We start from the raw sequence: 22,625 nt of genomic DNA on the forward strand, positions 1-22,625 counted from the left end.
CGCTCACATCTCCTCTACGGCGGTCACCCCCAGAATGGCCAGACCGTTGCGCAGAACCTGCCCGATTTGTTGGGCAAGGAAAAGCCTCGCACCGGTCAGCGTCCCATTATCGGACACAATGAAGCGCTTATCGGGGCGATCGTTCCCCACATTCCAATAGGAATGGAAAGCAGCCGCCAGATCGCCAAGGAAGAAGGCGATGCGATGCGGCTCACGCGCCACGGCGGCGGCTTCGACCAGACGCGGCAAATGCGCGGCCAGCTTCACCAGCTCCAGTTCCTCGGCGCCCAGCAGGTCGAGGCCGGCGGCATCGGGAGCAAAGCCCTCACCTGCCGCCTTGCGCAGGGTGGAGCAGATACGCGCATGGGCATATTGCACATAGAAGACCGGATTGTCCTTGCTGGCTTCCACCACCTTGGCAAAGTCGAAATCCATCTGGGCTTCAGGCTTGCGGGTCAGCATGGTGAAGCGCACCACTTCCTTGCCCACTTCTTCCACCACCTCGGCCAGAGTGACGAAATTGCCCGAACGCTTGGACATTTTCACCGGCTCACCATTGCGCAGCAGGGCCACCATCTGCACCAGCTTGACTTCAAAGGGACGTTCCGCGCCATCGCGGCCGGTCATCGCGGCCACAGCGGCCTTGATGCGCTTGACGGTCCCTGCATGGTCCGCGCCCCAAATGTCCACCAGAGCATCCGCGCTCTGCGCCTTTTGGTAATGATAGGCCAGATCGGCGCCGAAATAGGTCCAGGTGCCGTCGGACTTCTTGATCGGGCGGTCCTGATCATCGCCAAATTTGGTGCTGCGGAACAGGGGCAGCTCCACCGGCTCCCAATCATCGGGCAGCTTGCCCTTGGGCGCTTCCAACTGGCCATCATAGACTAGATCCTGCGAACGCAGCCATGCCTCGGCCTCATCCGGCTTGCCGCTGGCCTGCAATTCGGCCTCGCTGGAAAACACGTCATGCTTGATGCCGAGCAGGGCAAGGTCTGCGCGAATCATGTCCATCATCGCAGCCACCGCCTTCACGCGGAAAATGGCCAGCCATTCGCTTTCGGGCGCGGTGGCGAAACGGTCGCCAAATTCCTGCGCCAAAGCCTTGCCCACGGGAATCAGATAATCGCCCGGATAGAGGCCAGAGGGGATTTCGCCCACATCCTCACCCAGCGCTTCACGGTAACGCACATGGGCGCTGCGGGCCAAAACCTGCACCTGGGCACCGGCATCATTGACGTAATATTCGCGGATCACCTTGTGCCCTGCAAATTCCAGCAATTGCGCCAGAGCATCGCCCACCACCGCGCCACGGCAATGGCCCATATGCATCGGACCAGTGGGGTTGGCCGAGACATATTCCACATTCACCGTGCTGCCACCGCCCATGGCCGAACGGCCATAATCAACAGCCTTGGCAGCAATCGTGCGGATTTCCTCCACCCATGCCGCCGCCGACAGGCGCATATTGATAAAGCCAGGGCCTGCGATCTCCGCACTTTCCACCTGCGGCAGCTTTTCCAGCTCTGCCACCAGCGCGGTGGCCAGAGCGCGCGGATTGGTGCCTGCGGGCTTGGCCAGCACCATGGCGGCATTGGTGGCCAGATCGCCATGCGAGGCATCGCGCGGCGGCTCCACCGTGACAACCGATCGCTTCAGCCCATCAGGCAAAGCGCCGGAAGCCACCAGCGCATCCAGCGCGGCAGCCACATGGCCAGCAAAAGCGGTGAAGATAGGGGCGGCAACGGGAGCTTGTTCAGACATGCCCCCGCGCCTAGCGAATTTGCCCGCAAAAGGCAAAGGGGCTAGGCGCGGACTGTTTGGAAATCACTGCACCAGCCCTCTCCCCCTGCCCTACCACCCATATAGTGTACCCTGTTGGGTGGCAGGGCAGGGGGAGAGGGCTGGTGCCGCTTGAAATTCGTCAATCCGACGAATTTCAAAACAGGCGCTTACCGCGTGGCGTTATAATTCAACTGCTCCGGCGTCAGCTGGAACCCGACCAACACTTCAAACGTCGCCTTGTTGATCGCGGCGCGCACGGTGGGGTCAGTCAGCGGATCAATTGCAGCATCGGCCTCACCCGCCTTGCGCTTTTTCAGCAGGCGGTCACGCACTTCGCGGTCCAGCGTGGCCTCGCCCTTGTCGATCACCGCGCTGCCCGAGCCAACCGCCTCGGTGCGGGTCTGGCCTTCGGCAAAATGCAAAGTGGCCTGCCCCAGACGCTTGGCAATCACCACATTGCCGCCGCGCACCACGGTCACGAAATAGGGCAGCACCAAAGTGCGTTCGCCACGACCATCGGTCCGGCGGGCCACCACGCGGAAGGAAACCTTGGATTCCACCGGCGTCGCCTTGGGATCGCAAGTGCCGCGCAAGTCGGTGATGGCGGCGGTAACGTCAATAGCGCGGGCATCGGACGCGCCTGCGGGGCCAAACAGGGTCATGTCGCCGGTATAATCGGCCATGCCCACCGCAGGGCAAGTGGAACGCACGGCGGTGATGCCCACGCCATCATCCACCACCAGTTCCCCTGTGGACTTGCAGCCCGACAGCGCCACCAGCGCGGCCATGGCGGTAACAGGAGCGATCAACCGGCGTGTACGAAGGGGCATTGCATCACTTCCTCAAACATTCGTCGCACCCGCCCTAGCGGGCCGCGCCGCAAAGCGCTAGAGGCGGCAAGATGAACGCGACCTTTCCGTCCGCCCCCTGCGGCGCTGATTCCGCCTTTATTCAGAGTGACGCCTTGGCGCCGCTCCGCGTCCTGATCGCCGCGCCGCGCGGATTTTGCGCAGGCGTTGATCGCGCGATCGAAATTGTGGAGCGGGCGATTCGCCTTTACGGCCCGCCGGTCTATGTGCGGCACGAAATCGTGCATAACCGCTTTGTGGTCGATGGCTTGCGGGCCAAGGGCGCGGTGTTTGTCGAGGAACTGGACGAGGTGCCCGATGGCGCGCCGGTGATTTTCTCGGCCCATGGCGTGCCCAAATCGGTGCCCGATGCGGCCACGGCGCGTGGGCTGGACTGGCTGGACGCCACCTGCCCTCTGGTCAGCAAGGTGCATCGTCAGGCCGAGCGCCAGATCGAGGCGGGGCGTCACATCATCTTCATCGGCCACAAGGGCCATCCCGAAGTGATCGGCACCTTTGGCCAAGTGCCCGAAGGCACGATGACTTTGGTCGAAACGGTGGAGGATGTGGCGAGCCTGCCCTTTACGCAGGAGGATGCGCTGGGCTTCCTCACGCAGACCACTTTGTCGGTGGATGATACCCATGCGATCATCGAGGCGCTGAAAGAGCGTTTCCCGCAAATCCACGCCCCACGTGCGGAGGACATTTGCTATGCCACCTCCAACCGGCAGGCGGCGGTGAAAGTCATCGCTCCGCAGACGCAATTGGTGCTGGTGATCGGTGCGCCCAATTCCTCCAATTCCATGCGTCTGGTCGAAGTGGCCGAACGTTGCGGCGCGCAGGCCCATCTGGTGCAGCGCGCCACGGATATCGAGGAAAGCTGGCTGGAGGGCGTCACCACCTTGGGCCTGACCGCTGGGGCCAGCGCGCCGGAGGAACTGGTGCGCGAGGTGATTGCGCGGCTGTCCCAATGGCGGCAGGTGACCGAGGAGCAAGTGGTCACCGCGCAGGAAAATATGGTGTTCAAACTGCCGCGCCAATTGGCGGGCTAAAGCATAAAGCAGAGTTCATGGCCGTTTACACCCAACTGGGCGCGGAAACCCTTGCCGCCCTGATCGCAGAATTTGACGTTGGCGCGCTGGTTTCGGCCAAGGGCATTGCCGAGGGCGTGTCCAATAGCAATTGGCTGATCGACACGAGCGGCAAGGATGGCAACGGGGCGCGCTTCATCCTGACCATGTTTGAAGGCCGCACCGATGTGGGCGATCTGCCCTTCTTCCTTGGCCTGCTGGACCATCTGGCCGACAAGGGCTGCCCCGTGCCGCGCACCATTCACGACCGCGCCGGCGCCAGCTTCCGCTGGATTGATGACAAGGCGCTAGCGCTGATCGAATTTCTGCCCGGCGTTTCGGTGTCGGAACCCACAGCGGCTCAGGCCTACGCCGTGGGCGGCGCCTTGGCCCAGGTGCATCTGGCCGCGCAGGATTTTGGCAGCACCCGCGCCAATGGCATGGATCTGACCGCGTGGAAGGGCCTGCTGGAGGATTGCGGGGCGCAAGGTCTGGCGCAGATCAACCCCGATCTGGCCGCTTTGGTGGCCGAGGAATTGCCGCTGCTGGCGCAAAACTGGCCCACAGACCTGCCGCGCGGCATCGTCCATGCCGACCTTTTCCCCGACAATGTGCTGATGCTGGACGACAAGGTCACTGGCCTGATCGACTTCTATTTCGCCTGCACCGATATTCTGGCCTATGATGTGGCGGTTACCCATGCGGCATGGTGCTTCTCGAATGATGGCACGCGCTTTGATGCGGACATCTCGCAGGCCTTGCTGGCCGGTTATGAAGCGGTTCGACCGTTAAGCGAGGCCGAACGTGCTGCCCTGCCCTTGCTGGCACGGGGCGCGGCGATGCGCTTCCTGTCCACCCGCGCCTATGACTGGATCAACACGCCGGCTGACGCACTGGTGGTGAAGAAAGACCCGATGGCCTTTGCCAACCGCCTGCGTTTCTACGCCGCCCATCCCGCCCTTTTTGCGGCATGAAATCGGTCGAGATTTTTACCGACGGCGCGTGCAAGGGCAATCCGGGACCTGGCGGTTGGGGCGCGCTGCTGCGCGTCCATACCAATGGCAAGGTGCATGAAAAGGAATTGTCGGGCGCGGAGGCCGAAACCACCAACAACCGCATGGAAATGACCGGCGTGATCCGCGCACTGGCCGCGCTGAACCAGCCCTGTCAGGTAACGCTTTGCACCGACAGCAAATATGTGATCGACGGTATCACCAAATGGGTCTTTGGCTGGCAGAAAAAGGGCTGGGTCAATGCCAAGCGCGAGCCGGTGGCCAATGAAGACCTGTGGAAAGAGATGCTGTTGGTGGCCAAGCCGCACAAGATCGAATGGCAATGGGTGCGCGGCCATAATGGCCATGTGGAAAACGAGCGGGTCGACAAGCTGGCCAGCGATGCGGCCAATGAAGTGGCCAAGGCGCGCAAGGGTTAGATCGAGTAATCCTCGAAGCCTTCATCATCGGCATCATAGCTTTCGGCCACATCGCGCGCGATCAACAACTCGAACAACAGCGCGCCCACTTCCCCGTCCAATTCACCATCGATGATGCGCGGGCGGAAACGGCGCTGGAAAGCGGTGATGGCCGCCGCCTTGTCGCTGATGTCATAACCAAAACGTTCAAGGCTGAGGAAAAACGCCCCCGGATTTTCATGCAGCAGGCGAATGCGCGGGCGCGGCGTGGGTAGAGCAAGGCCATAGCGGGCCAAAACCTCCCATTCGAACAATTCGCCCGGATCCTGCTTGCGCGCGGGGGCGACATCGGAATGGCCCACCACATTGGCAGGGGCGATATTATGCCGCGCCATAATGCCCGCCAGCAAAGGCACCAAGGCCTCCATCTGCGCCTCGGTAAAGGGGCGATAGCCGAATTCATGGCCGGGGTTGACGATCTCGATCCCGATGCTGGCCGAGTTCACATCAGTGATGCCCCGCCAATAGGAGCGCCCCGCATGCCATGCCCGCTTTTCCTCGGGCACAAGGCGGATGACTTTGCCATCCTCCTCGATCAAATAATGGGCGGAAACCTCCGCTGCCGGATCGCACAGGCGCTCCAAAGCCGCCTGCCCGCTTTCCATGCCGGTATAATGCAAAACCACCATAGAAATGGGCAGCTTGCGCTCATTCCAATTGGGCGAGGGACAATCGCGGTGGATCAACTCATCCATCAACCGTCCCCCCTTTGGCCGATCAAGCGCCCGGTAGCACCGCGCCGAGCACCAAGGCCTCGTCGGTCAGGGCATATTGGATCGAACCGCCCAGCCCCGCCGCCATCAAGGCCAGCATGGTGGCCGGAGCCGTCTTGCTGGAAATTTCGCTGGCGGGTTGGCGGCCTTCCAAAGCCTGCCCGACGATAGGATCAAAAGCGATGCGGGGACCAGCGGCACGCACGACAATTTCCGAAGCGCCGCCGCGAATTTCCGCCGCAATATCCAGCGTACCGCCACGCACCAACGCATCCATCGCGATCAGCGCAAAGTTGAGCAAAGTCTTCACCGCAGGCTTGGGCAGCGAATCCGTTGCCAAGGACCAGCTAAGCGAGATCCGGTCCTTGCCAGCCAGCAAAGCCTCGATCAGCGCGCGCGGTTCGGCCACGGGGATACGCTCGCCAAAGCCGCCCGCCGCGCCAAAGGCCAGACGGAAGAATTTCAGCTTGTCCGCCGATGTCCGCGCCGACTGCTCCAGCAGTTCAAAGCAACGCTGGCGCATCACGGGGTCTTTTTCCTCGGCCAGCAATTCCAGACCGTTGGAGAGCGCCCCCACCGGACTGAGCATATCATGGCACAGGCGCGAGCACATCAGGCTGGCCAGTTCGAGAGCGATGGTGCGATCTATTGCGTCATTGGACATGCCCGTCTCATACCCCATCTGGCCGGAAAGCGAAGAGGCTTCGCTAGGCAGTTTTTCCTAGTCGCTGACAAGACTTGTGGAAAGCACAAGAAAACCCTCGGTATTATCCCGAAACCAGCCCACTTCCCCGCCTGCGACAATGGCCCAGACCATGTCGTCATGCGCCGCCATCGCCCGATCGGTGGGTGAAGGGCGTGAGTCGCCGCTGGGGTGGGAGTGATAAAAGCCCAACAAAGCCTCCTCCCCTGCCCTGTGGTGGCGCCATGCGGCAATCAGCGCGGCGGGATCGATCTCGAAATGGCGCGCCGGATCGGGGGCCACATTGGCGCATGGCTGGATGCGCCGGATCGCCCCATCAGCCCCGCCCAACAGCAATCCGCAAGCCTCCAAAGGATGCGCCCGCGCCGCCTCATTGTGCAACGCGGTGATTATTTCTCTTGCCAAGCGGATTTCTAACCCCATCTGCAAATGAATGACCGAAAGTGACACCATTCTTCAAGGCGTAATTGCCACTGCGGGCCGTCTGGACCGCGCTCTGGCCGAGGCCTGCACCGGCGACGCCAATCTTTCCCGCGAGCGAATCAAGGCTTTGATGGGTGAAGGGCGGGTCGAAATCGATGGCCGCCCCGCCAAACAGGGTTCGGCCAAAGTGGCGGCAGGCGCGCGTTTCACGATTCGCGTGCCGCAAGTGACCGCATTGGACGCCGTGGCGCAGGATATTCCGCTGGTGGTGGCCTATGAGGATGACCATCTGATCGTGGTGGACAAGCCTGCAGGGCTGGTGGTGCATCCCGCCGCCGGCAATCACGATGGCACTTTGGTCAACGCGCTGCTGCACCATTGCCGCGGGCAATTGTCGGGCATTGGCGGCGTGGCCCGCCCGGGCATTGTCCATCGCATTGACAAAGACACTTCCGGCCTGTTGGTGGTGGCCAAAAGCGATGCCGCCCATGAAGGCCTTGCCCGCCAATTTGCCGACCATTCGATCGAACGCGCCTATTTCGCCATCACCAATGGCGTCCCCGCCCGCCAAAGCGGCACTTTGCGCGGCATTATCGCCCGCCACGCTACCGACCGCAAGCGCATGGCACTGATCCCCGCATGGGACCATGTGGAGGAAGACGAGGCCGAGGGCCGCCCCCGTCGTGGCAAGAATGCCGTTACCCATTATCGCGTGGTCGAAGACCTGAAAGACGCGGCGCTGGTGGAATGCCGCTTGGAAACCGGCCGCACCCATCAGGTGCGCGTTCACATGGCATCTATCAACCATGCCCTATTGGGCGATCCTGTGTACAGCCGAACACAGAGATCGTTAAAACCATTATTGGCAGAGCTTGGATTCGCACGACAAGCGTTGCATGCTGCGGTTCTGGGTTTTGTTCATCCGATTACTGGCGAGTCCGTAAGGCTCACCAGCCAATTGCCCGCAGACTTGCGGGAACTGCTCAGCCGGTTGGGGAGTTGTCATGTGTCCCTGCCCGGAATTTCCACACCAGGCGGTGCCGGTTTCGGGCCGCAGGGTTTTACCGCATGACACGCCACTCGATCACCGGCGGCGTTACCCTCCCGTGGCCGCAACCGAGAGATGCCTCTTAAGGGTCTGTCAAAAGCGCGCTGACAAGAATGAAGGACGATGACTGCCATGAGTCTTGAAAGCAATCTGCCAGCTGCCCCCTCGGCACCGGCCACAGAAGCGGGCCTGAACCGCTATCTGGCCGAAATCCGCAAGTTCCCCGTGTTGACGGCGGAACAGGAATATATGCTGGCCAAACGCTATTCCGAACATCAGGACCCCGATGCCGCGCGCCAATTGGTGACCAGCCACCTGCGTCTGGTGGCCAAAATCGCCATGGGCTATCGCGGCTATGGCCTGCCGATCAGCGAGCTGATTTCCGAAGGAAATATCGGCCTGATGCAGGGCGTGAAGAAATTCGAGCCCGATCGCGGCTTCCGTCTGGCCACCTATGCCATGTGGTGGATCAAGGCCAGCATTCAGGAATATGTGCTGCGTTCATGGAGCCTGGTCAAAATGGGCACCACGGCGGTGCAGAAGAAATTGTTCTTCAACCTGCGCCGGATGAAGAAGAACATCGACGCCTATGAGGATGGCGACCTTCACCCCGATGATGTGAAGAAGATTGCAACCGATTTGGGTGTGCCCGAAAACGAAGTTGTGGCGATGAACCGCCGCATGATGATGGGTGGCGATGCCTCGCTCAACGTTTCGATCAATGATGAGGGCGAAGGCCAGTGGCAGGACCTGCTGGCCGACAATGGCCCGCTACAGGACGAAACCGTGGCCGATGCCGAGGAAGCGCAATGGCGCCATGCCTTGCTGGCCGAAGCGATGGGTTCGCTCAACGAGCGCGAGGCAGCCATTCTTTTCGAACGCCGCCTGACCGATGATCCCAAAACATTGGAAGAGTTGAGCCAGACCTATAATGTTAGTCGAGAACGCGTGCGCCAGATTGAAGTGCGCGCCTTTGAAAAGCTGCAAAAGGCCATGCAAAAGATCGCAACAGACCGGATGCTGATCGCCGCCGCTTGATCGGCGGCACTGTTCGAACAATTTCCATCACTGGGCCAAAAATGAAAAGCGGGTGCGTTTGCGCCCGCTTCTTCTTTGCGTGAATCAGTAGAATCACTTAGTCTCCCCCATAATGGACGCAACATTGTTTCCATTAACAACAAATAAACCATAAAATTTCGGGACACAGGGGATCACAAGGCCATGGGCATGATGGACTTATCTTTCGATTTAAATGCCTTAGCTTATGAAGAGGTCAAGCTGACCGCATTGGGGGCAAACCCAAGGTTCAGCGTCATCCTTCCGCTGCGCAACCATGCCGCCACAGTGGCCGATGCCATTGCCAGCGCGCAGGCGCAAAGCCTGGCTGAATTCGAACTGATCGTGGTGGACGCAGGGGCCGATGACGGCAGCATGGCCATTGTCGAAGCCGCCGCCGCACTGGACCCGCGCATAACCATCATTGCCGCCAAGGTCGACAGCCTTTCCGCCGCCCGTAACGCCGCCGCTGCTATCGCCAAGGCGCCGCTGATCGCCTTTATGGAAGGTGATGTGATCTGGACCAAGGACAAGCTGGCGCGCCATTTCGCATTGCATCGCGTCCAGCCTCAGATGGCCGCCTCCTATGCGCGGATCGGCGTGCATAAGGGCACAGCTACGTTGCAGGAAACCTCGGGCGCTGCGGCCAATTGGCGCGCATCATCGCTGCGCATGGTGGATGTGCTGGGCGCCTATCCGGTGCGGCGGATTGGCAATCTGGTGATCCGGCAAGACTGGTTCCGCCGTGTGGGCGGGCTGGATCAAACCCTGTTCTATGCTGGCGATCAGGATCTGGTTGCCCGCGTGGTGGAAGCGGGCGGACTGGTGCAAGGCGTGGATGCCACACTGGTGGCCCGCCCCGCCTCCATGCGCGAGGACACGCCCGAGGCCCAGAATATCTATGCCAACTGGCTGGAAATCGCGCGCCGCTATCTGCCGCAAGGCCCGCAAAGCGCGGAACTGGAGGCCTTATGCTGTCGCACCGCCGCCCGTCATGCCCTGCGCATGGGGGAAAGCCCAGTGGTCGCCCTCAATTTCATCCGCCGCGGCCTTCGCCTCGACAAAAGCGCGTTCATGGACGCTCCGATGCGCACGCTCAGCCTGATCCTATGCACCTTGGCCAGCTTTGCCTTGCCCAGCGTCCTGCGCCGCAAAATCTTCGCCTGAAACAAAAAAGGCGCTGACATCTCGCCAGCGCCTTTTCCCTAAGGGTTGAGCTTACCAATCGCCGCCATCATCCCCGCCACTGTCCCACGAACTGTCATCGGTGATGCCGAAATCATTGCCACCCATATTGCTATTGCTCACATCCGGCGCCGGTGCGGCCCATGCGGTGTTGGTGACCACCGATTCCGAACCGCCCTTTTCATGATCGCCAAACAGGCCGTCAACGATGCGCTCACCGGCAGCAAAGCCCACGCCCGCCGCCGCGCCCGTGGCCAGACCGCCAAGGATGCTGGAACCCATGCCGCCGCCCTGACCATAACCGCCACCAAAGCCACCACCGAAACCGGGGCCACCCTGCGGGCCATAGCCATTATTGCCATAGCCGGCATTATAGCCGCCACCCATCGGCGGCTGATAGACATCATTGGCCTGATTGCGGCGACGGAAGAAAGCGAGCAGGCCAAAGCCCAAGGCGCCGATGATGATCGCCGTCATCCACGGAAAGCTGCTGCGACGTTCGGGTTGAGGAACGACAAGCGTCTTGGCCTGCGTGGCCGCAGGACCGGACAAAGTGCCATTCACCTGCGCTTTCAGCGCGGCCACCGATTGCGGCTGAATGCCGGGCAGGCCGGGCGCCAGACGCTCGGCCGCCGCCAGTTCGGCGCGCGCTTCGCCCAGACGGTTCTGCTTGGCCAGCAATTCGGCCTGAACGTAATGGGCCTTGGCGCTGTTGGGATGGGCCTTCAGGATCGGGCCCATCAATTCGATCGCCTTGTCCACCTGACCACTGCGGGCCAGTTGGTAAATCTCGTGCGTGCTGGTTTCAGCCGCCATCACCGGGCCGGATGCGGCCATCATCATGACGGCCAACGGGGCCATCAGCCACAGGCGAGAACTCTTCATGGCAAAACACACTCCAATGCCGCGACATGGCGCCCACCACGGGCCTGCACCATCGGGCCAATTGCATCTGGGAAGTCTGTTAGCTTTTGCAAGATGAACAAGGGCTGTTTCCCGCCACACCGCAACTATGGCCCTCTCTTCCGGTTTACCCTATGGAACGCCTGATGAACCACCCACTCAAAATCTCGATCCGCATCATGTGTGGGGATGAAATTGCCATGGGGCCGGGCAAGGCCGACCTGCTGGATGCCATTGCGGCCAGCGGTTCGATATCGGCGGCGGGGCGCGCGATGGGCATGAGCTATCGCCGCGCGTGGTTGCTGGTGGATGCGATGAACCGCTGCTGGGCCCAACCTCTGGTCGAAACCATGCCCAGTGGTGCAGCGCGTTCAGGCGCCCGATTGACGCTGGCGGGCGAGCAAGTCTTGGGTTATTATCGCCGCCTACAGATGGATGCGAAAACCATCGATAAAGGGGAGGAGTGGCAGGCTTTGGAAGCGGCACTGTTGCCAGCGCCAAAAGACCATCAATGACCGCCTGACGACCACTTGCCCGCGCCACGCTGGCAGGAGACGTTACCGTATACGCTCTAGCACCCCTTGCCCTATTTTCGGCATTGACTAGAGGTAATGTTACAAATAGATGACAGAGGGCTCCGACAATACGCCAAATCGCAACATTACCCTACCGCCGAATCAGTGCATCCCCTGATTCGCAGACGGAGATCCTGCTGGTTACATCCCGTGGGACAGGGCGCTGGGTTTTGCCCAAAGGCAACCCGATGAAGGGGCTTGCCCCCCATGCCGCCGCAGCGCAGGAAGCCTTTGAAGAAGCGGGGCTTGAAGGGGCGGTTTGCCCGTCTCCGCTGGGCGATTACCGCTATCGCAAACAGTTGAAGTCGGGCGCTTCACTTTTGGTTAAAGTTCGGGTTTTTCCACTAGCCGTCACCTCAGAGCTTGACGATTGGCCCGAGGCAGGGCAGCGCACGCGGCAGTGGTTTGCCCTGTCGGAAGCAGCTGACCTCGTGGATGAAACAGAATTGCGGGATTTGATGCGGTCTTTCCGCCCCGGCGATTTTGAAGATGCGTCCGCGCGCCTGCCCTTCCGACGCGGGTTTGCGCAGCTCAAGGAAGGCTTCAGGATGTTTCACTGGTTCCAGTCACTCTTGCCCAAGCAAGGCAATTTCTTCGAGCAATTCGAAGCCCATGCCGTTACGCTGACCGCTGGCAGCGACGCGCTGACCCGCCTGTTGCAGGGCGGCCCGAACATGGGTCAGCACATCAAGGAAATCGTCGAGCGTGAACAGGAAGCCGACGACATCACCCGCGAAGTGCTGCAATCGGTGCGCAAGACTTTCCTCACCCCGTTTGACCGCGGCGCGATCACCAGCCTCATCACCTCGATGGATGATGCCATCGACCAGATGAAGAAGACCGCCAGCGCAATCAGCCAGTATGAAGTGGCCGAATTCGAGCAGGAAATGCGCGACATGGCCGCGATCATCGTCGATTGCTCGCGCCTGCTGTCCGAAGCACTGCCGCTGCTGCGCGACATTCACGGCAATGCTGCACGCCTGCACGAATTGACCGAACGTCTGGTGCGGATGGAAGAGCATTCGGACGAGATCCACGACAAGGGCATGAACAAGTCTTACAAGACCCATGGCCCCGCCAACACGTTGCGCTTCTTTGTCGAACGCGAAATCTATGGCCATCTGGAAAAGGTGGTGGACCGTTTCGAAGACGTCGCCAACGAGATCGACGGCCTCGTCATCGATCACGCCTAACCGGAGTCGTTCCCATGGAACATGTACTCGTGGCGCCCGTGCTCGTCTTTGCGCTTGTCGCACTGGCGTTGGCGTTCGACTTTATCAACGGTCTGCATGACGCGGCCAATTCGATCGCCACGGTGGTGACGACGAAGCTGCTCTCGCCTGTGCAAGCCGTGCTGTTTGCCGCCTTTTTCAACTTTGCCGCCTATTGGTTCTTTGGCCTGAAAGTGGCCGAAACCGTGGGCAAGGGCATTGTGGACAAGAATGCGGTGACCCCGCATGTCATCTTTGGCGCTCTGGTGGGCGCCATGGCGTGGAACGTGTTCACCTGGGTGCGCGGCATCCCCTCCTCGTCCAGCCACGCGCTGGTGGGCGGTCTGGTGGGCGCAGGCCTGATGCATGCCGGCCCCAGCGGGATCGTCTGGTCGGGCGTTACCAAGACCACCTCTTTCATCGCGCTTGCCCCCTTGATCGGCATGACCGTGTCAATGTTGATCGTGCTGATTTCGTCGTGGGCGCTGATGAAGCTGACCGCGAAAAGCGCCGATGGCATTTTCAAGAAGCTACATCTGGTCTCTGCCGCGGCCTATTCCATGGGCCATGGCGCCAATGACGCGCAAAAGACCATGGGCATCATCGCCGTGCTGCTCTATTCGCAGGGCATGCTGGGCAGCGGTGAGTTCCACATCCCCACCTGGGTTGTGCTGTCCTGCTATGTCGCCATGGGCCTTGGCACTTTGTCGGGCGGGTGGAAGATCATCGAAACCATGGGCAGCCGCATCACCAAGCTGTCGCACCATCAGGGCTTTGCGGCTTCGCTGGGTGGCTCGATCATGCTGTTCTCGGCCAGCGGGCTTGGCATTCCGGTGTCGACCACCCATGTGATCACCGGCTCGATCATGGGCGTGGGCGCGGCCAAGCGTACCAGCGCGGTGCGTTGGGGCGTTGCCCAGCGCCTGCTCATGGCATGGATCATCACCATTCCTGCCGCTGCAGTGGTGGGTGCGCTGTTCTATGAAGTGGCGGTGGTGCTGGACAATCTGCTGCGTTAATAGCGCCAGACCAATGGAAAACGCGAGAGGCGGGGGTGAGCGATCATCCCCGCTTTTTGTTTTCGCCCTCATAATTGAGCAGAAGCGAGGCAGGCGCCCCGCAACGTTTGATGGCCTCCAGTGCATGATGGCGCCGCTCTGCCGTCAGCGAGCCGGACACCAAGGGATGCGCCCGCTCCTGCGCCACTTCCTGCGCGGTAAAGGGTTGGGCATGGGCTGGCGCGCTCGATCCGCCCACCACAAAGGCCATATAGTTGAGCATATCGGCCAGTTGGGCATTATCGCTGATCCGGCTATGCGCCACATTGGGCAGGCGGATCAGATAGGCGCGCGATTGGGGCATGCAGAGGAACCAACCCACCCTGCCCTGCAATTCGGGCAGAGCCGCGGGTGCGGAATTGCCGCGCACCCCATGACACCCCGCGCAATGCTCGACAAAATCGGCATGGGCCTGCTCTATGTCACCAATCGCGGCCAAGCGCGGATCGGATGCGCCAACGGGGGCTGCATAAGCCGCACCCACGCATAGACCCGCCGCCACACCGGCCAGCCAACCAGCCCTCACCTCAGGCTGGCCCCACCAGCACGGCGGTGGAGCAATGGTATTCCATGCTCTGCGTGCCAAAGCACCAGATCACATTGTTGTTGAGATTGGGCACGTAAAGCGGCGTCTCGCGATCGGTGTTGTCGCATTCGCACTGACTGCACATCGGCTTGCCACAACAATCGCGGTAAGCGATCATATAGGCCTTGCCATCGTCGGGATTGATGCAAGTGCCCACCCAGGAAACAGGCGAGGATTCCGCCCCTGCCGGACAAGTATGCACCCCGCCGCCGCAGCAGGAGCACAAGGCGCCATCAATCGCGCAATATCGCCAGTAATCACATTGCGTGTCATCCTTGGTCTGCGCATTGCGGGCAAAGGCGGTTTTGGCCTCGGGGCTGCGGTCAGGCTTGGCCGCCTCGGCGCGGCTGACGGGCAGCAGGGGGAACACAGGCGCTGCCACCAGCGCCCCGCCCAGACGGGCCAGCATCCCGCGGCGCGATGTGCCACCGGCAAAACGGCGCAGCAGCTTTTCGGCAGCGGCATCGGGATTGAACAATTTCATCATCAAACTCCCGCAGGAAAGATCACAATCGGGGCAAAGGGGTCAGGCCACCACCTTCAGCGAGGAAATATAGTCCTGCACGCTTTTCACCCCCATCTCATGGGCGATAATCAGGCTTTCCAGATGCTCGCGGCTGTTCACCAAGCCTTTGGACAGCACCACGCCATCGCTATCGAGCAGCACCGCATAGGGCAGCTTGCCCACGGCAAAGGCCTGCCCGACATCGGGGCCATTGACGAAACTATAGGCTTCCAAACCCTGCTGCGCGATCAGCTTGCGCTGGGTCGCCACATCATCATCGCCCACAAAGGTCAGGCTCAGCCGCTCATCCTTGGCAAAGCTCTTGGCCACGGGGATCAACCCCTTGCACAAAGGGCACGAGGCCGAAACGAACATCAGCAGGCGCAGCGAGGCAACCTTGGACGGGCCGCCAATATGCACATGCTTGCCATCCAGATCCTGCGTTTCCACCATCGTGGTGCCGCTGCCCACCGCAGGCCCGCCCGCCGTGGTCAGCGCGCCCGCAGGGGCGACGCGCATATGCAACACCCCCACCTGCCGCGCCAGCGCCAGCAGGGCCACCACCAGAGCGCCGATCACGATCCACGACACCACTTGCGAAATAATCAGCGAAAGGATCATCAGCCTTGTCTCCGTGCAGGCAGCAAAGTGGCGGCCAAGGGACTGGCCCGCAGCGCCACCAGAGCATTGAACAGGTGGTAGGACAGCGCGATTGCCACCCCGCCCACCACCAGCGAAACCAGATCAAAACCTTGCAGCGGCACGCGCGCGCCGCCCGCAGCCACCAAAAGCAAAGGCGCGGCCAACACCAGATTGCGGGCGACCAGAGCGCGGCTCAAAGGCTGGCGCAATTCCGAACGGCCACAGCCGCAATCAATCGCCCCGCGCCCGCGCGCCAGATTGATGCCCATGGCCAGAGCAAAGACCAGCAACAGCCCCGCCCCCGCCGCGCCCGCCACTTGGGTCCAGACGCCACCGGTAAAAGGCACCGCGACCAGCGCCGCCCCCAGCCCCAGCTCCACCCAAGGCAAAGTCAACGCCACCGGCCCCACCAAAGCATCGGGCAACAGCCGATAATTACCCACCACCCCGCTCAACAAGGCGCGATGGCGCAGCTTTCCCAGACCGGCTCCCGCCAGCACCAAACCATTCCCCAGCGCCCCAGCACCAGAAACCAGCCCGATAGCCAGAGCCGCCAGCGCCATCATGGCGCCTCGATGGTGGAGATGATCCCGCCGCTGATCCGCTTGATCTTCGGCCCCGCTTTCCACGTGGCCAGATCGATCACCACGCCGTCACGCCCGCTGTTCACAAACAGTTTGGGCTTGTCGCCTTGGGTCACTTCCAGATTGCCCGCCTTGTCCTCCAGCGGGAAGCGGCGCACGACCTTCTTGGCGGTCAGGTCCACGTCCCAGATCTCGGAACCCAATTCCTTCTGGCTCCAATATTCGCCCATATGCATCAAGACATAGAGGTGATTGCTGGCACGGTGCCAGGCACTGACCTGCCACCCGCCGGGCAGCCAGTTGACATCCAAAGGCTTGGTATCGCCAGCGCGCAAACCGGCGGCGGCCTGAATGGAGAAAGGCGCGGCAACCTCGGGCTTGGCGCCGATCTTGGCGGTGTAGATAAGGCCGGTATAGCTGATGAACACCGCCTGTTTCTTGACCGCCGAATAGCTGAAACTGTCGAACACCGGATCGACCGTAGGCACAAAGAAAGGCGCGCTGCGGGTAATCTCTGCCTTGGCCCCCGTCAGGTTCACCGTCGCCAGCGACCCGTCAGAACAGACCGACACCAGCCCCTCGGCAATCGGCATCATGCCCGCGCAACCGGGAAGCTCCACATTCTTGACGAATTTGCGCTTTACCAGATCGACCACATTGACCGAGGCCGCAGGCGTCAGATTATAGACATAGCCCGTCTTGCCATCGGCCGAGACCGCGAAATTGTTGAGCTGCGCACCAATGATCAACCGGCCGGGGATCGGAATTTCTGTCTGCAACAGCAAGGTTTTGGCATCATAGACCGAGACCATATCCTGCCGCGTGCCGCGATTGCCCTTGCTCCATAGGGTTTCGGCCACATAATAGACCTTGCCCATGGGATCGAAGGCCAGATCGGACCAACCGCTGGTGTTGACCATGCCCAGCATTTTCGACGTGGCACTATCCACAATCGAAGTGCCACCGGTTTCGAAATAACCACGCACAAAGAACCAGTCCTTGCTAGGCGCGGGCAGGGTCGCGCTGGTGGCGGTTTCCGGCTCGGTCAGGTTTTCGGGAGCAGCCCGTGCCGTGCCGGATGCCACAGCAAGCGCCAAAGGTGCCAAACGCAGGATTTGCGCCATCGGACGGAGCAGGGTGGGGCGAGACATCTCTTCCGGAAACCTCCTTGGATAAGGATTTAGCTCGTCGGACAGGCGCTTGGCCAGGGGCGACGATCCCCTGTCACGGGTCAGGTTGGACAGATGTCCTAATTCGGTCAAGAGGCAAACTTGCCCCAATTCCATGGTCATAGGCCCTATCGCGCCCCAATGCGCCAAATAACGTAGGGACGGATCGCAGGCGGGCGCTGCTGCCAACCTGCCATGCCCACCGCCAACACGGCCAAACCTATCGCCAGCGCCGCACCGGTCAAGACGCCGCTCTGCGGATCGGCCCAGACCAGCGCCGAACCCAAAGCAGGCCCCGCCGTCATGCCCAGATTATGCGTGGCCGCCACCAGCACGCGAAAGCGCGAGTCCCTGCCCGCCGCGCTGGCCAGCCCCGAGCAGAGAATGATCATCGCGGTCGATCCGATGTTGAGCAGCACCATCGACCCGACAAAACCCGCCCCACCATCGGGCCGGATCAACCACATAGGTGACAGCACCGCCATACCCGCCAACAGGCCTTGCAAGGCCAGCGGCACCACTTCCCGCCGCCCGCTGCGCCGCATCACGACCCATGCCGTCGCCGCGCCAGCCAAGGACCCCAGCGACACCGCCCGCCCGATCAGATCATGCCCCAAGCCCGCCGCCATGGCCAGACCGCCCGACAGGCTCCACACCATCATCGTGGCGCAAATGAACCAGAATGTGCCCAGGGCCAGCGCCCAACCGGCAATTGGCGTGGGCTGGCGCACAGCTTCATGCCGGAGCGCCGCAGAACAAGGCGCGACTCCCTCCGCTGCCAAAAGCGCCAATGCAGGAACCAACACCAGACACCACAAGGCCCCGTCTGCCCCCAGATCATCTGCCACTATCGGCAGGACCGGCGAGATGGCCGAGGCCAGCAGCAATTGCGCCAGCATCACCACGCCATAGGCTTTGGCAGCATGCTGCTCCAAACGGGCGGCATAGGCCCCCATCGCGCTGGCATAGATCGCCCCCATGCCCAGCCCATAGGCCGCGCGCAGGCATAACAACCATACCAAGCCGTCAGCCAAAGGCGTCAACAGCGCCGCCATCAATGCCAGACTGGCCGCAAACCGCCCCGCCCCTGCCCGACGATCCAGCCCCAGCCACCACACCAGCACGGCCCCCAAGGCCGCCGCCGCCTGTGTGGCGCCGACCACCCAGCCGTGATCTTGCGCCCTCAACCCCGTGGCGGAGGAGGCAAGGGCCAGAAACACCGGATCGATGGCAGGTTGCAAGCAGCCCAGCACAGCCGCCAAAGGCGCCGCCCATTGCCTATCCTTGGAACCGATACTGGAAACCATCGCGCGCAACTCCCTGCAGGCGGCGCGCCATGATCGGTCCGCCACCCGTGTTGCCCTGCGAAGAATCGCTGACGGTTGCCCCCGCCTAGCTGGTCAGTGCCGCAATCTCGCCCGCTTTGGCCGATTTTACAAGCGCGACCATCGCCTCACAGGTCAGCGCGATATGGGCCGGCATGTGCTGAGCCCAAGGCTTTTCAAAGCCCAGAAAGGGCGTGGCCCCTTCCATGCTGGTGCTGATATAGCGGGCCAAATGTTCGACCTCTGGTGCACTCAAGGCAGGGTTGAGTTCGGCCACCACCTCGCCGATCAATTCATGCACGCGCTGGTAAAAGACGCGCACCCGTTCCGCAATAAAGTCATTCTGGTTGGCCAGCGCCCATAGTTCGGTGAACAGGCGCGTGGTTCGCTTGCCTGCAATGTCCTCCAGACAGAGGCGGATCACCATGCGCAGGCGACCTTCCGCGCTCAATTCCGCCTTGCGCACCCGCGCGTCCAGCAACCCGTCATAATTGACCAATATTTCATCCAGCAGGATCTGCACCAGCATTTCCTTGCGCGGGAAATGATAGGAAACATTGCCCACCTTCATCCCGCAGGCATTGGCGATGCGGCGGATGGTAAAGGCCCCCGCGCCTTCCTCGATCAACACATCCAGCGCCGCTTTCAGGATGGCATCGACCGTTTCGGCCCCGCGCGAATAGGTGCCCGGCCTGGCCGGACTGGCGCCTTCGGGCTGCTGTGATGCGCTGTTTTCTGTCATTCCACCCACTCCAATGCGGGCCGCCTTGCCATTGGCTGCGGGCGGGTGCAACCATGGAAAGCGCCAATGCTTGACGAAATCTGGATGGTCGTCCAGAATTATTCCCATACCTTTCATCCCCTGTCCCACGGCCCGCCCCTTCAGGAGAGCTTGCCCCATGCCCATTGCCTTGACCGTCAACCGCAAAAAGGTGAGCGTCACCACCGATAGCGACAAACCCTTGCTCTGGGTTTTACGCGAGGACCTGCATATGGCGGGCACCAAATTCGGCTGCGGCCAAGGGCTGTGCGGGGCCTGCACTGTGTTGATGGACGGGCAGGCGGTGCGTTCGTGCCAAACCCCGATTTCCGCAGCCGCGGGCAAGGCCATCACCACCATCGAAGGCGCCAAAGCCCTGCCGCAAGGCGCGGCTTTGGTAGAGGCATGGCAGGCGATTGACGTGCCACAATGCGGCTATTGTCAGGCGGGTCAAATCCTGTCGGCCACCGCTTTGTTGCAAGCCAATCCCAAGCCCAGCGATGCCGAAATTGACGAGGGCATGAATGGCAATATCTGCCGCTGCGCCACCTATATCCGCATCCGCCGCGCCATTCGCATGGCCGCTGGCCTGCCCGATGTGACGGGAGACGCCGCATGAGCCTGATGCCGGAACTCGACCGCCGCGCCTTTCTGGCCGCCTCTGTGGCTGGGGCTGGCGTGGTAACCTTTGAAGCCCGACTGGCGCTGGCGGCCAATGCACCGCAGGCCGCGGCTGTACCGGTCAATGTATTTGTCCGCGTGGATACCGCCAACCATTTCACCATCGGCGCCAAAAACCCCGAAATCGGTCAGGGCATCCGCACCATGCTGCCCATGCTGATTGCCGAGGAACTCGACATTGGTTGGGCTCAGCTGACGGTTGAACAGACATTGGCCGATGACAAGATCTATGGCGTGCAGACGGCGGGTGGATCAAACGCCACCCCCAACAACTGGCTGCCCATGCGGCAAATGGGTGCGGCGGCTCGCGCCATGATCCTGAATGCGGCGGCCAAGGAATGGGGCGTGGATGCCGCCAGTCTGACCACCAAGGCAGGCGTGGTGTTCCATGTGCCCAGCCAGCGCCAAGCCCCCTATGCCGCCTTTGCCCGCGCCGCCGCCAGCCTGCCTGCGCCCGATGTGGCCAAGCTGCCGCTCAAATCGCCCAAGGAATACACCATCATTGGCAAGCCGATGGTAGGCGTGGACACGGCCAAGATCGTCACCGGCCAGCCCCTGTTCGGCATTGATGTCAGCCTGCCCAACATGCTGCATAGCGCGATCATCAAGGCCCCTGCCCATGGCGCCACGCTGGCCAGCCATGACGCCAGCGCCGCTATGAAGATCAAAGGCGTGGTGGCGGTGGTGCCGATCAACAGCGGCATGGTGCCCATGGGCAGCCATGACACGCTGGTGGTGGTGGCCGACAGCTGGTGGAAGGCGCAAAAGGCGCGAGGCTTGGTAAAGCCCGTGTGGAATGATGCCGCGCAAAAGGGCCTGTCCACCGCCCTTTATGAAGAACAGGCCGCCAAGGCTCTGGGCGCTGCGCCGCAGGTGGAACTGGCCAAAGCGGGCAATGTGGAAGCAGCCCTTGCCTCTGCCGCCAAGGTGGTCACCGCGGATTATTCCTACCCCTTCCTCGCCCATGGCACACTGGAGCCGCAAAATTGCACCGGCCTGTGGCAGGATGGCAAGCTGGAACTATGGGCCCCCAGCCAGAACCCCGCCAATGGACGGCGCGAGACTGCCGCCATGCTGGGCATCGCGCCCGAAGCGCTGACCATCCATATGACGCGCATTGGCGGCGGCTTCGGGCGGCGCTTGCTCAATGATTACATGGTGATGGTGGGGCAAGTGGCCAAGGCCGTGCCAGGCCGTCCGGTCAAGCTGTTGTTCGACCGGACCGATGATCTGCGCCATGATTTCTACCGCCCAGCCGGTTGGCACCGCCTGACCGCAGGTCTGGATGCGCAAGGGCAATTGGTGGGCTTCAAGGACCATTTCATCAGTTTCGGCAAGGATGGCAAACCCGTCCGCGCCGCCGAGATGAGCGCCTTTGAATTTCCGACCAATGCGCTGGAGCATATGCAACTGGGCGCGACCTATCTGCCCACCAATCTGGGCACGGGCTGGCTGCGTGCGCCTACTTCCAACGCCATGGCCTTTGTCTATCAAAGCTTTCTGACCGAACTGGCCGAAGCGGCGGGCACCGACCTGCCCGATTTCCTGCGCCGCCTGTTGGGGGCCCCGCGCGAATTGCCCGCCGAGAAGGGCCGCCCTGCCCTGCACACCGGCCGCGCGCGTGCGGTGATCGATGCGGTGTGTGCCTCTGCCGATTGGCGCGGTGGGCACCTGCCCCCCAGCGCCAAAGGCGAAAAGCGCGGGCGCGGCTTTGGCTTCTATTTCTGCCATCGCGGCTATTTTGCCGAAGTGGCCGATGTCACCATTCTGGCCGATCAAAGCGTGCGGGTGGACAAAGTCTGGGCCGTGGGCGATGTGGGCAGCCAGATCATCAACCCGCTCAATGCCCGCCACCAATTGCAGGGCGCGCTGATCGAGGGCGTGGGCCAAGCCTTGATCGAGCAGAAGATCGAACAGGTGGCGGGCGCGATCACGGCGGAAAGCTTCATCGATTTCCCGTTGGCGCGGATCGAGAATGCCCCGCGCGAAATCGCCGTGCAATTCCTCACCCCCGACTTCCCGCCCACCGGCCTGGGCGAGCCATCGCTGCCGCCGGTAATCCCAGCGATTGCCAATGCGATCCATGCGGCCACCGGCAAGAGGTTGCGCAGCCTGCCGCTTAAATTGGCGTAAGCGCCACTTGGCTTACAGCTTTGCAACGGCCCTGCGCTTTGGCGTGGGGCCGTTTTTCTTGGCGGCCCCGCGCTTTGCCCCAAAGGTCTGCGCCAAACTGCGTATCGGGGCAAAAGCTGCTTGAAGGATTTTTGACACCTGTCCAGACTTCTCCCGCAAGGCCGCTGATTCAATGTTTGAAAGCCGCGCCTGTC

24 protein-coding genes are annotated in these 22,625 nt (G+C 61.8%); 11 read left to right on the forward strand and 13 right to left on the reverse strand.

The genetic code is table 11. The features are described from left to right. Positions 1–3: 3 nt before the first annotated feature. The gene (gene argS / locus EOE18_RS00720; protein ID WP_127705207.1) at positions 4–1,761 is read right to left on the reverse strand and encodes an arginine--tRNA ligase; all 1,758 of its coding nucleotides are present in this window, start codon (positions 1,759–1,761) and stop codon (positions 4–6) included. Between the two features lie 188 nt (positions 1,762–1,949). Further along, positions 1,950–2,612, reverse strand: a complete 663-nt coding sequence (locus EOE18_RS00725; RefSeq protein ID WP_127705209.1) for a hypothetical protein — start codon at positions 2,610–2,612, stop codon at positions 1,950–1,952. A 71-nt stretch (positions 2,613–2,683) separates the two neighbouring features. Here EOE18_RS00725 and ispH point away from each other — a divergent pair, with 71 nt between their 5' ends. The 3 genes from ispH to rnhA are packed head-to-tail and all read left to right on the forward strand — an operon-like array spanning position 2,684 to position 5,132. Continuing rightward, a complete protein-coding gene (ispH, locus tag EOE18_RS00730; protein ID WP_127705210.1) occupies positions 2,684–3,682 on the forward strand; it encodes a 4-hydroxy-3-methylbut-2-enyl diphosphate reductase in 999 nt (332 codons plus the stop codon). A gap of 17 nt (positions 3,683–3,699) precedes the next feature. Further along, positions 3,700–4,674: a homoserine kinase gene (thrB, locus tag EOE18_RS00735; RefSeq protein ID WP_127705212.1), complete on the forward strand. Its 975-nt coding sequence runs from the start codon at positions 3,700–3,702 to the stop codon at positions 4,672–4,674. Continuing rightward, a complete protein-coding gene (gene rnhA, locus EOE18_RS00740) occupies positions 4,671–5,132 on the forward strand; it encodes a ribonuclease HI (protein ID WP_127705213.1) in 462 nt (153 codons plus the stop codon). The genes thrB and rnhA overlap by 4 nt, the downstream gene beginning before the upstream one ends. Here rnhA and EOE18_RS00745 read toward each other — a convergent pair. Genes EOE18_RS00745 through EOE18_RS00755 form a run of 3 tightly spaced genes read right to left on the reverse strand, consistent with a single transcriptional unit; the run spans position 5,129 to position 6,992 of the window. Beyond that, positions 5,129–5,866, reverse strand: a complete 738-nt coding sequence (locus EOE18_RS00745) for an N-acetylmuramoyl-L-alanine amidase (protein ID WP_425464272.1) — start codon at positions 5,864–5,866, stop codon at positions 5,129–5,131. The two genes, rnhA and EOE18_RS00745, sit on opposite strands and share 4 nt — an antisense overlap. Before the next feature lie 22 nt (positions 5,867–5,888). Next, a complete protein-coding gene (locus EOE18_RS00750) occupies positions 5,889–6,548 on the reverse strand; it encodes a histidine phosphotransferase family protein (protein WP_127705216.1) in 660 nt (219 codons plus the stop codon). Between the two features lie 57 nt (positions 6,549–6,605). Further along, the gene (locus EOE18_RS00755; RefSeq protein ID WP_246027183.1) at positions 6,606–6,992 is read right to left on the reverse strand and encodes a M67 family metallopeptidase; all 387 of its coding nucleotides are present in this window, start codon (positions 6,990–6,992) and stop codon (positions 6,606–6,608) included. 28 nt (positions 6,993–7,020) lie between these two features. Between EOE18_RS00755 and EOE18_RS00760 the strand changes: the two genes are divergently transcribed. From EOE18_RS00760 to EOE18_RS00770, 3 genes are all read left to right on the forward strand, one after another. Further along, complete coding sequence (locus EOE18_RS00760) at positions 7,021–8,082, forward strand: RluA family pseudouridine synthase (protein ID WP_127705220.1); 1,062 nt, start codon at positions 7,021–7,023, stop codon at positions 8,080–8,082. A gap of 108 nt (positions 8,083–8,190) precedes the next feature. Continuing rightward, positions 8,191–9,096, forward strand: a complete 906-nt coding sequence (gene rpoH, locus EOE18_RS00765) for an RNA polymerase sigma factor RpoH (RefSeq protein ID WP_127705222.1) — start codon at positions 8,191–8,193, stop codon at positions 9,094–9,096. 189 nt (positions 9,097–9,285) lie between these two features. Further along, positions 9,286–10,281: a glycosyltransferase family 2 protein gene (locus EOE18_RS00770; RefSeq protein ID WP_164852620.1), complete on the forward strand. Its 996-nt coding sequence runs from the start codon at positions 9,286–9,288 to the stop codon at positions 10,279–10,281. 51 nt (positions 10,282–10,332) lie between these two features. On the opposite strand, the gene EOE18_RS00775 is transcribed toward EOE18_RS00770, so the two are convergent. Beyond that, positions 10,333–11,184, reverse strand: coding sequence for a tetratricopeptide repeat protein (locus EOE18_RS00775; protein WP_127705226.1), 852 nt, complete (start codon positions 11,182–11,184; stop codon positions 10,333–10,335). Between the two features lie 164 nt (positions 11,185–11,348). Here EOE18_RS00775 and EOE18_RS00780 point away from each other — a divergent pair, with 164 nt between their 5' ends. From EOE18_RS00780 to EOE18_RS00790, 3 genes are all read left to right on the forward strand, one after another. Next, positions 11,349–11,717, forward strand: a complete 369-nt coding sequence (locus EOE18_RS00780) for a winged helix-turn-helix domain-containing protein (protein ID WP_127705228.1) — start codon at positions 11,349–11,351, stop codon at positions 11,715–11,717. A gap of 137 nt (positions 11,718–11,854) precedes the next feature. Continuing rightward, on the forward strand, positions 11,855–12,970 hold the full coding sequence (locus EOE18_RS00785) for a DUF47 family protein (protein ID WP_246027215.1): 1,116 nt from the start codon (positions 11,855–11,857) through the stop codon (positions 12,968–12,970). Positions 12,971–12,984: 14 nt separating this feature from the next. Next, positions 12,985–14,007, forward strand: a complete 1,023-nt coding sequence (locus tag EOE18_RS00790) for an inorganic phosphate transporter (RefSeq protein WP_127705232.1) — start codon at positions 12,985–12,987, stop codon at positions 14,005–14,007. A 43-nt stretch (positions 14,008–14,050) separates the two neighbouring features. Here the strand turns inward: EOE18_RS00790 and EOE18_RS00795 are convergent, their stop codons facing one another. The 7 genes from EOE18_RS00795 to EOE18_RS00825 all read right to left on the reverse strand — a co-directional run bounded on the left by EOE18_RS00795 (position 14,051) and on the right by EOE18_RS00825 (position 19,758). Continuing rightward, complete coding sequence (locus EOE18_RS00795; RefSeq protein WP_127705234.1) at positions 14,051–14,572, reverse strand: cytochrome C; 522 nt, start codon at positions 14,570–14,572, stop codon at positions 14,051–14,053. 1 nt (position 14,573) lies between these two features. Then, the gene (locus tag EOE18_RS00800) at positions 14,574–15,116 is read right to left on the reverse strand and encodes a methylamine dehydrogenase light chain (protein ID WP_127705793.1); all 543 of its coding nucleotides are present in this window, start codon (positions 15,114–15,116) and stop codon (positions 14,574–14,576) included. 42 nt (positions 15,117–15,158) lie between these two features. Continuing rightward, entirely contained in the window at positions 15,159–15,758 is a 600-nt protein-coding gene (locus EOE18_RS00805) for a thioredoxin domain-containing protein (RefSeq protein WP_127705236.1), read from the reverse strand. Further along, positions 15,758–16,345: a MauE/DoxX family redox-associated membrane protein gene (locus EOE18_RS00810; RefSeq protein WP_246027184.1), complete on the reverse strand. Its 588-nt coding sequence runs from the start codon at positions 16,343–16,345 to the stop codon at positions 15,758–15,760. The genes EOE18_RS00805 and EOE18_RS00810 overlap by 1 nt, the downstream gene beginning before the upstream one ends. Continuing rightward, positions 16,342–17,514: an amine dehydrogenase large subunit gene (locus EOE18_RS00815; protein WP_246027185.1), complete on the reverse strand. Its 1,173-nt coding sequence runs from the start codon at positions 17,512–17,514 to the stop codon at positions 16,342–16,344. The genes EOE18_RS00810 and EOE18_RS00815 overlap by 4 nt, the downstream gene beginning before the upstream one ends. Before the next feature lie 146 nt (positions 17,515–17,660). Further along, complete coding sequence (locus EOE18_RS00820; RefSeq protein WP_127705238.1) at positions 17,661–18,839, reverse strand: MFS transporter; 1,179 nt, start codon at positions 18,837–18,839, stop codon at positions 17,661–17,663. Between the two features lie 85 nt (positions 18,840–18,924). Further along, positions 18,925–19,758 carry a TetR/AcrR family transcriptional regulator gene (locus tag EOE18_RS00825; protein ID WP_246027186.1) on the reverse strand — a complete coding sequence of 278 codons (834 nt, stop codon included), beginning with the start codon at positions 19,756–19,758 and terminating at the stop codon, positions 18,925–18,927. On the opposite strand from EOE18_RS00825, the gene EOE18_RS00830 reads away from it, so the two are divergent. Both EOE18_RS00830 and EOE18_RS00835 read left to right on the forward strand, forming a co-directional pair. Further along, on the forward strand, positions 19,757–20,236 hold the full coding sequence (locus EOE18_RS00830; RefSeq protein WP_127705239.1) for a (2Fe-2S)-binding protein: 480 nt from the start codon (positions 19,757–19,759) through the stop codon (positions 20,234–20,236). The two genes, EOE18_RS00825 and EOE18_RS00830, sit on opposite strands and share 2 nt — an antisense overlap. Next, positions 20,233–22,431, forward strand: a complete 2,199-nt coding sequence (locus tag EOE18_RS00835) for a xanthine dehydrogenase family protein molybdopterin-binding subunit (RefSeq protein WP_127705241.1) — start codon at positions 20,233–20,235, stop codon at positions 22,429–22,431. The genes EOE18_RS00830 and EOE18_RS00835 overlap by 4 nt, the downstream gene beginning before the upstream one ends. Positions 22,432–22,625: the final 194 nt, after the last annotated feature.

The sequence above is a fragment of the Novosphingobium umbonatum genome, from assembly GCF_004005905.1.
GTDB lineage: Bacteria > Pseudomonadota > Alphaproteobacteria > Sphingomonadales > Sphingomonadaceae > Novosphingobium > Novosphingobium umbonatum.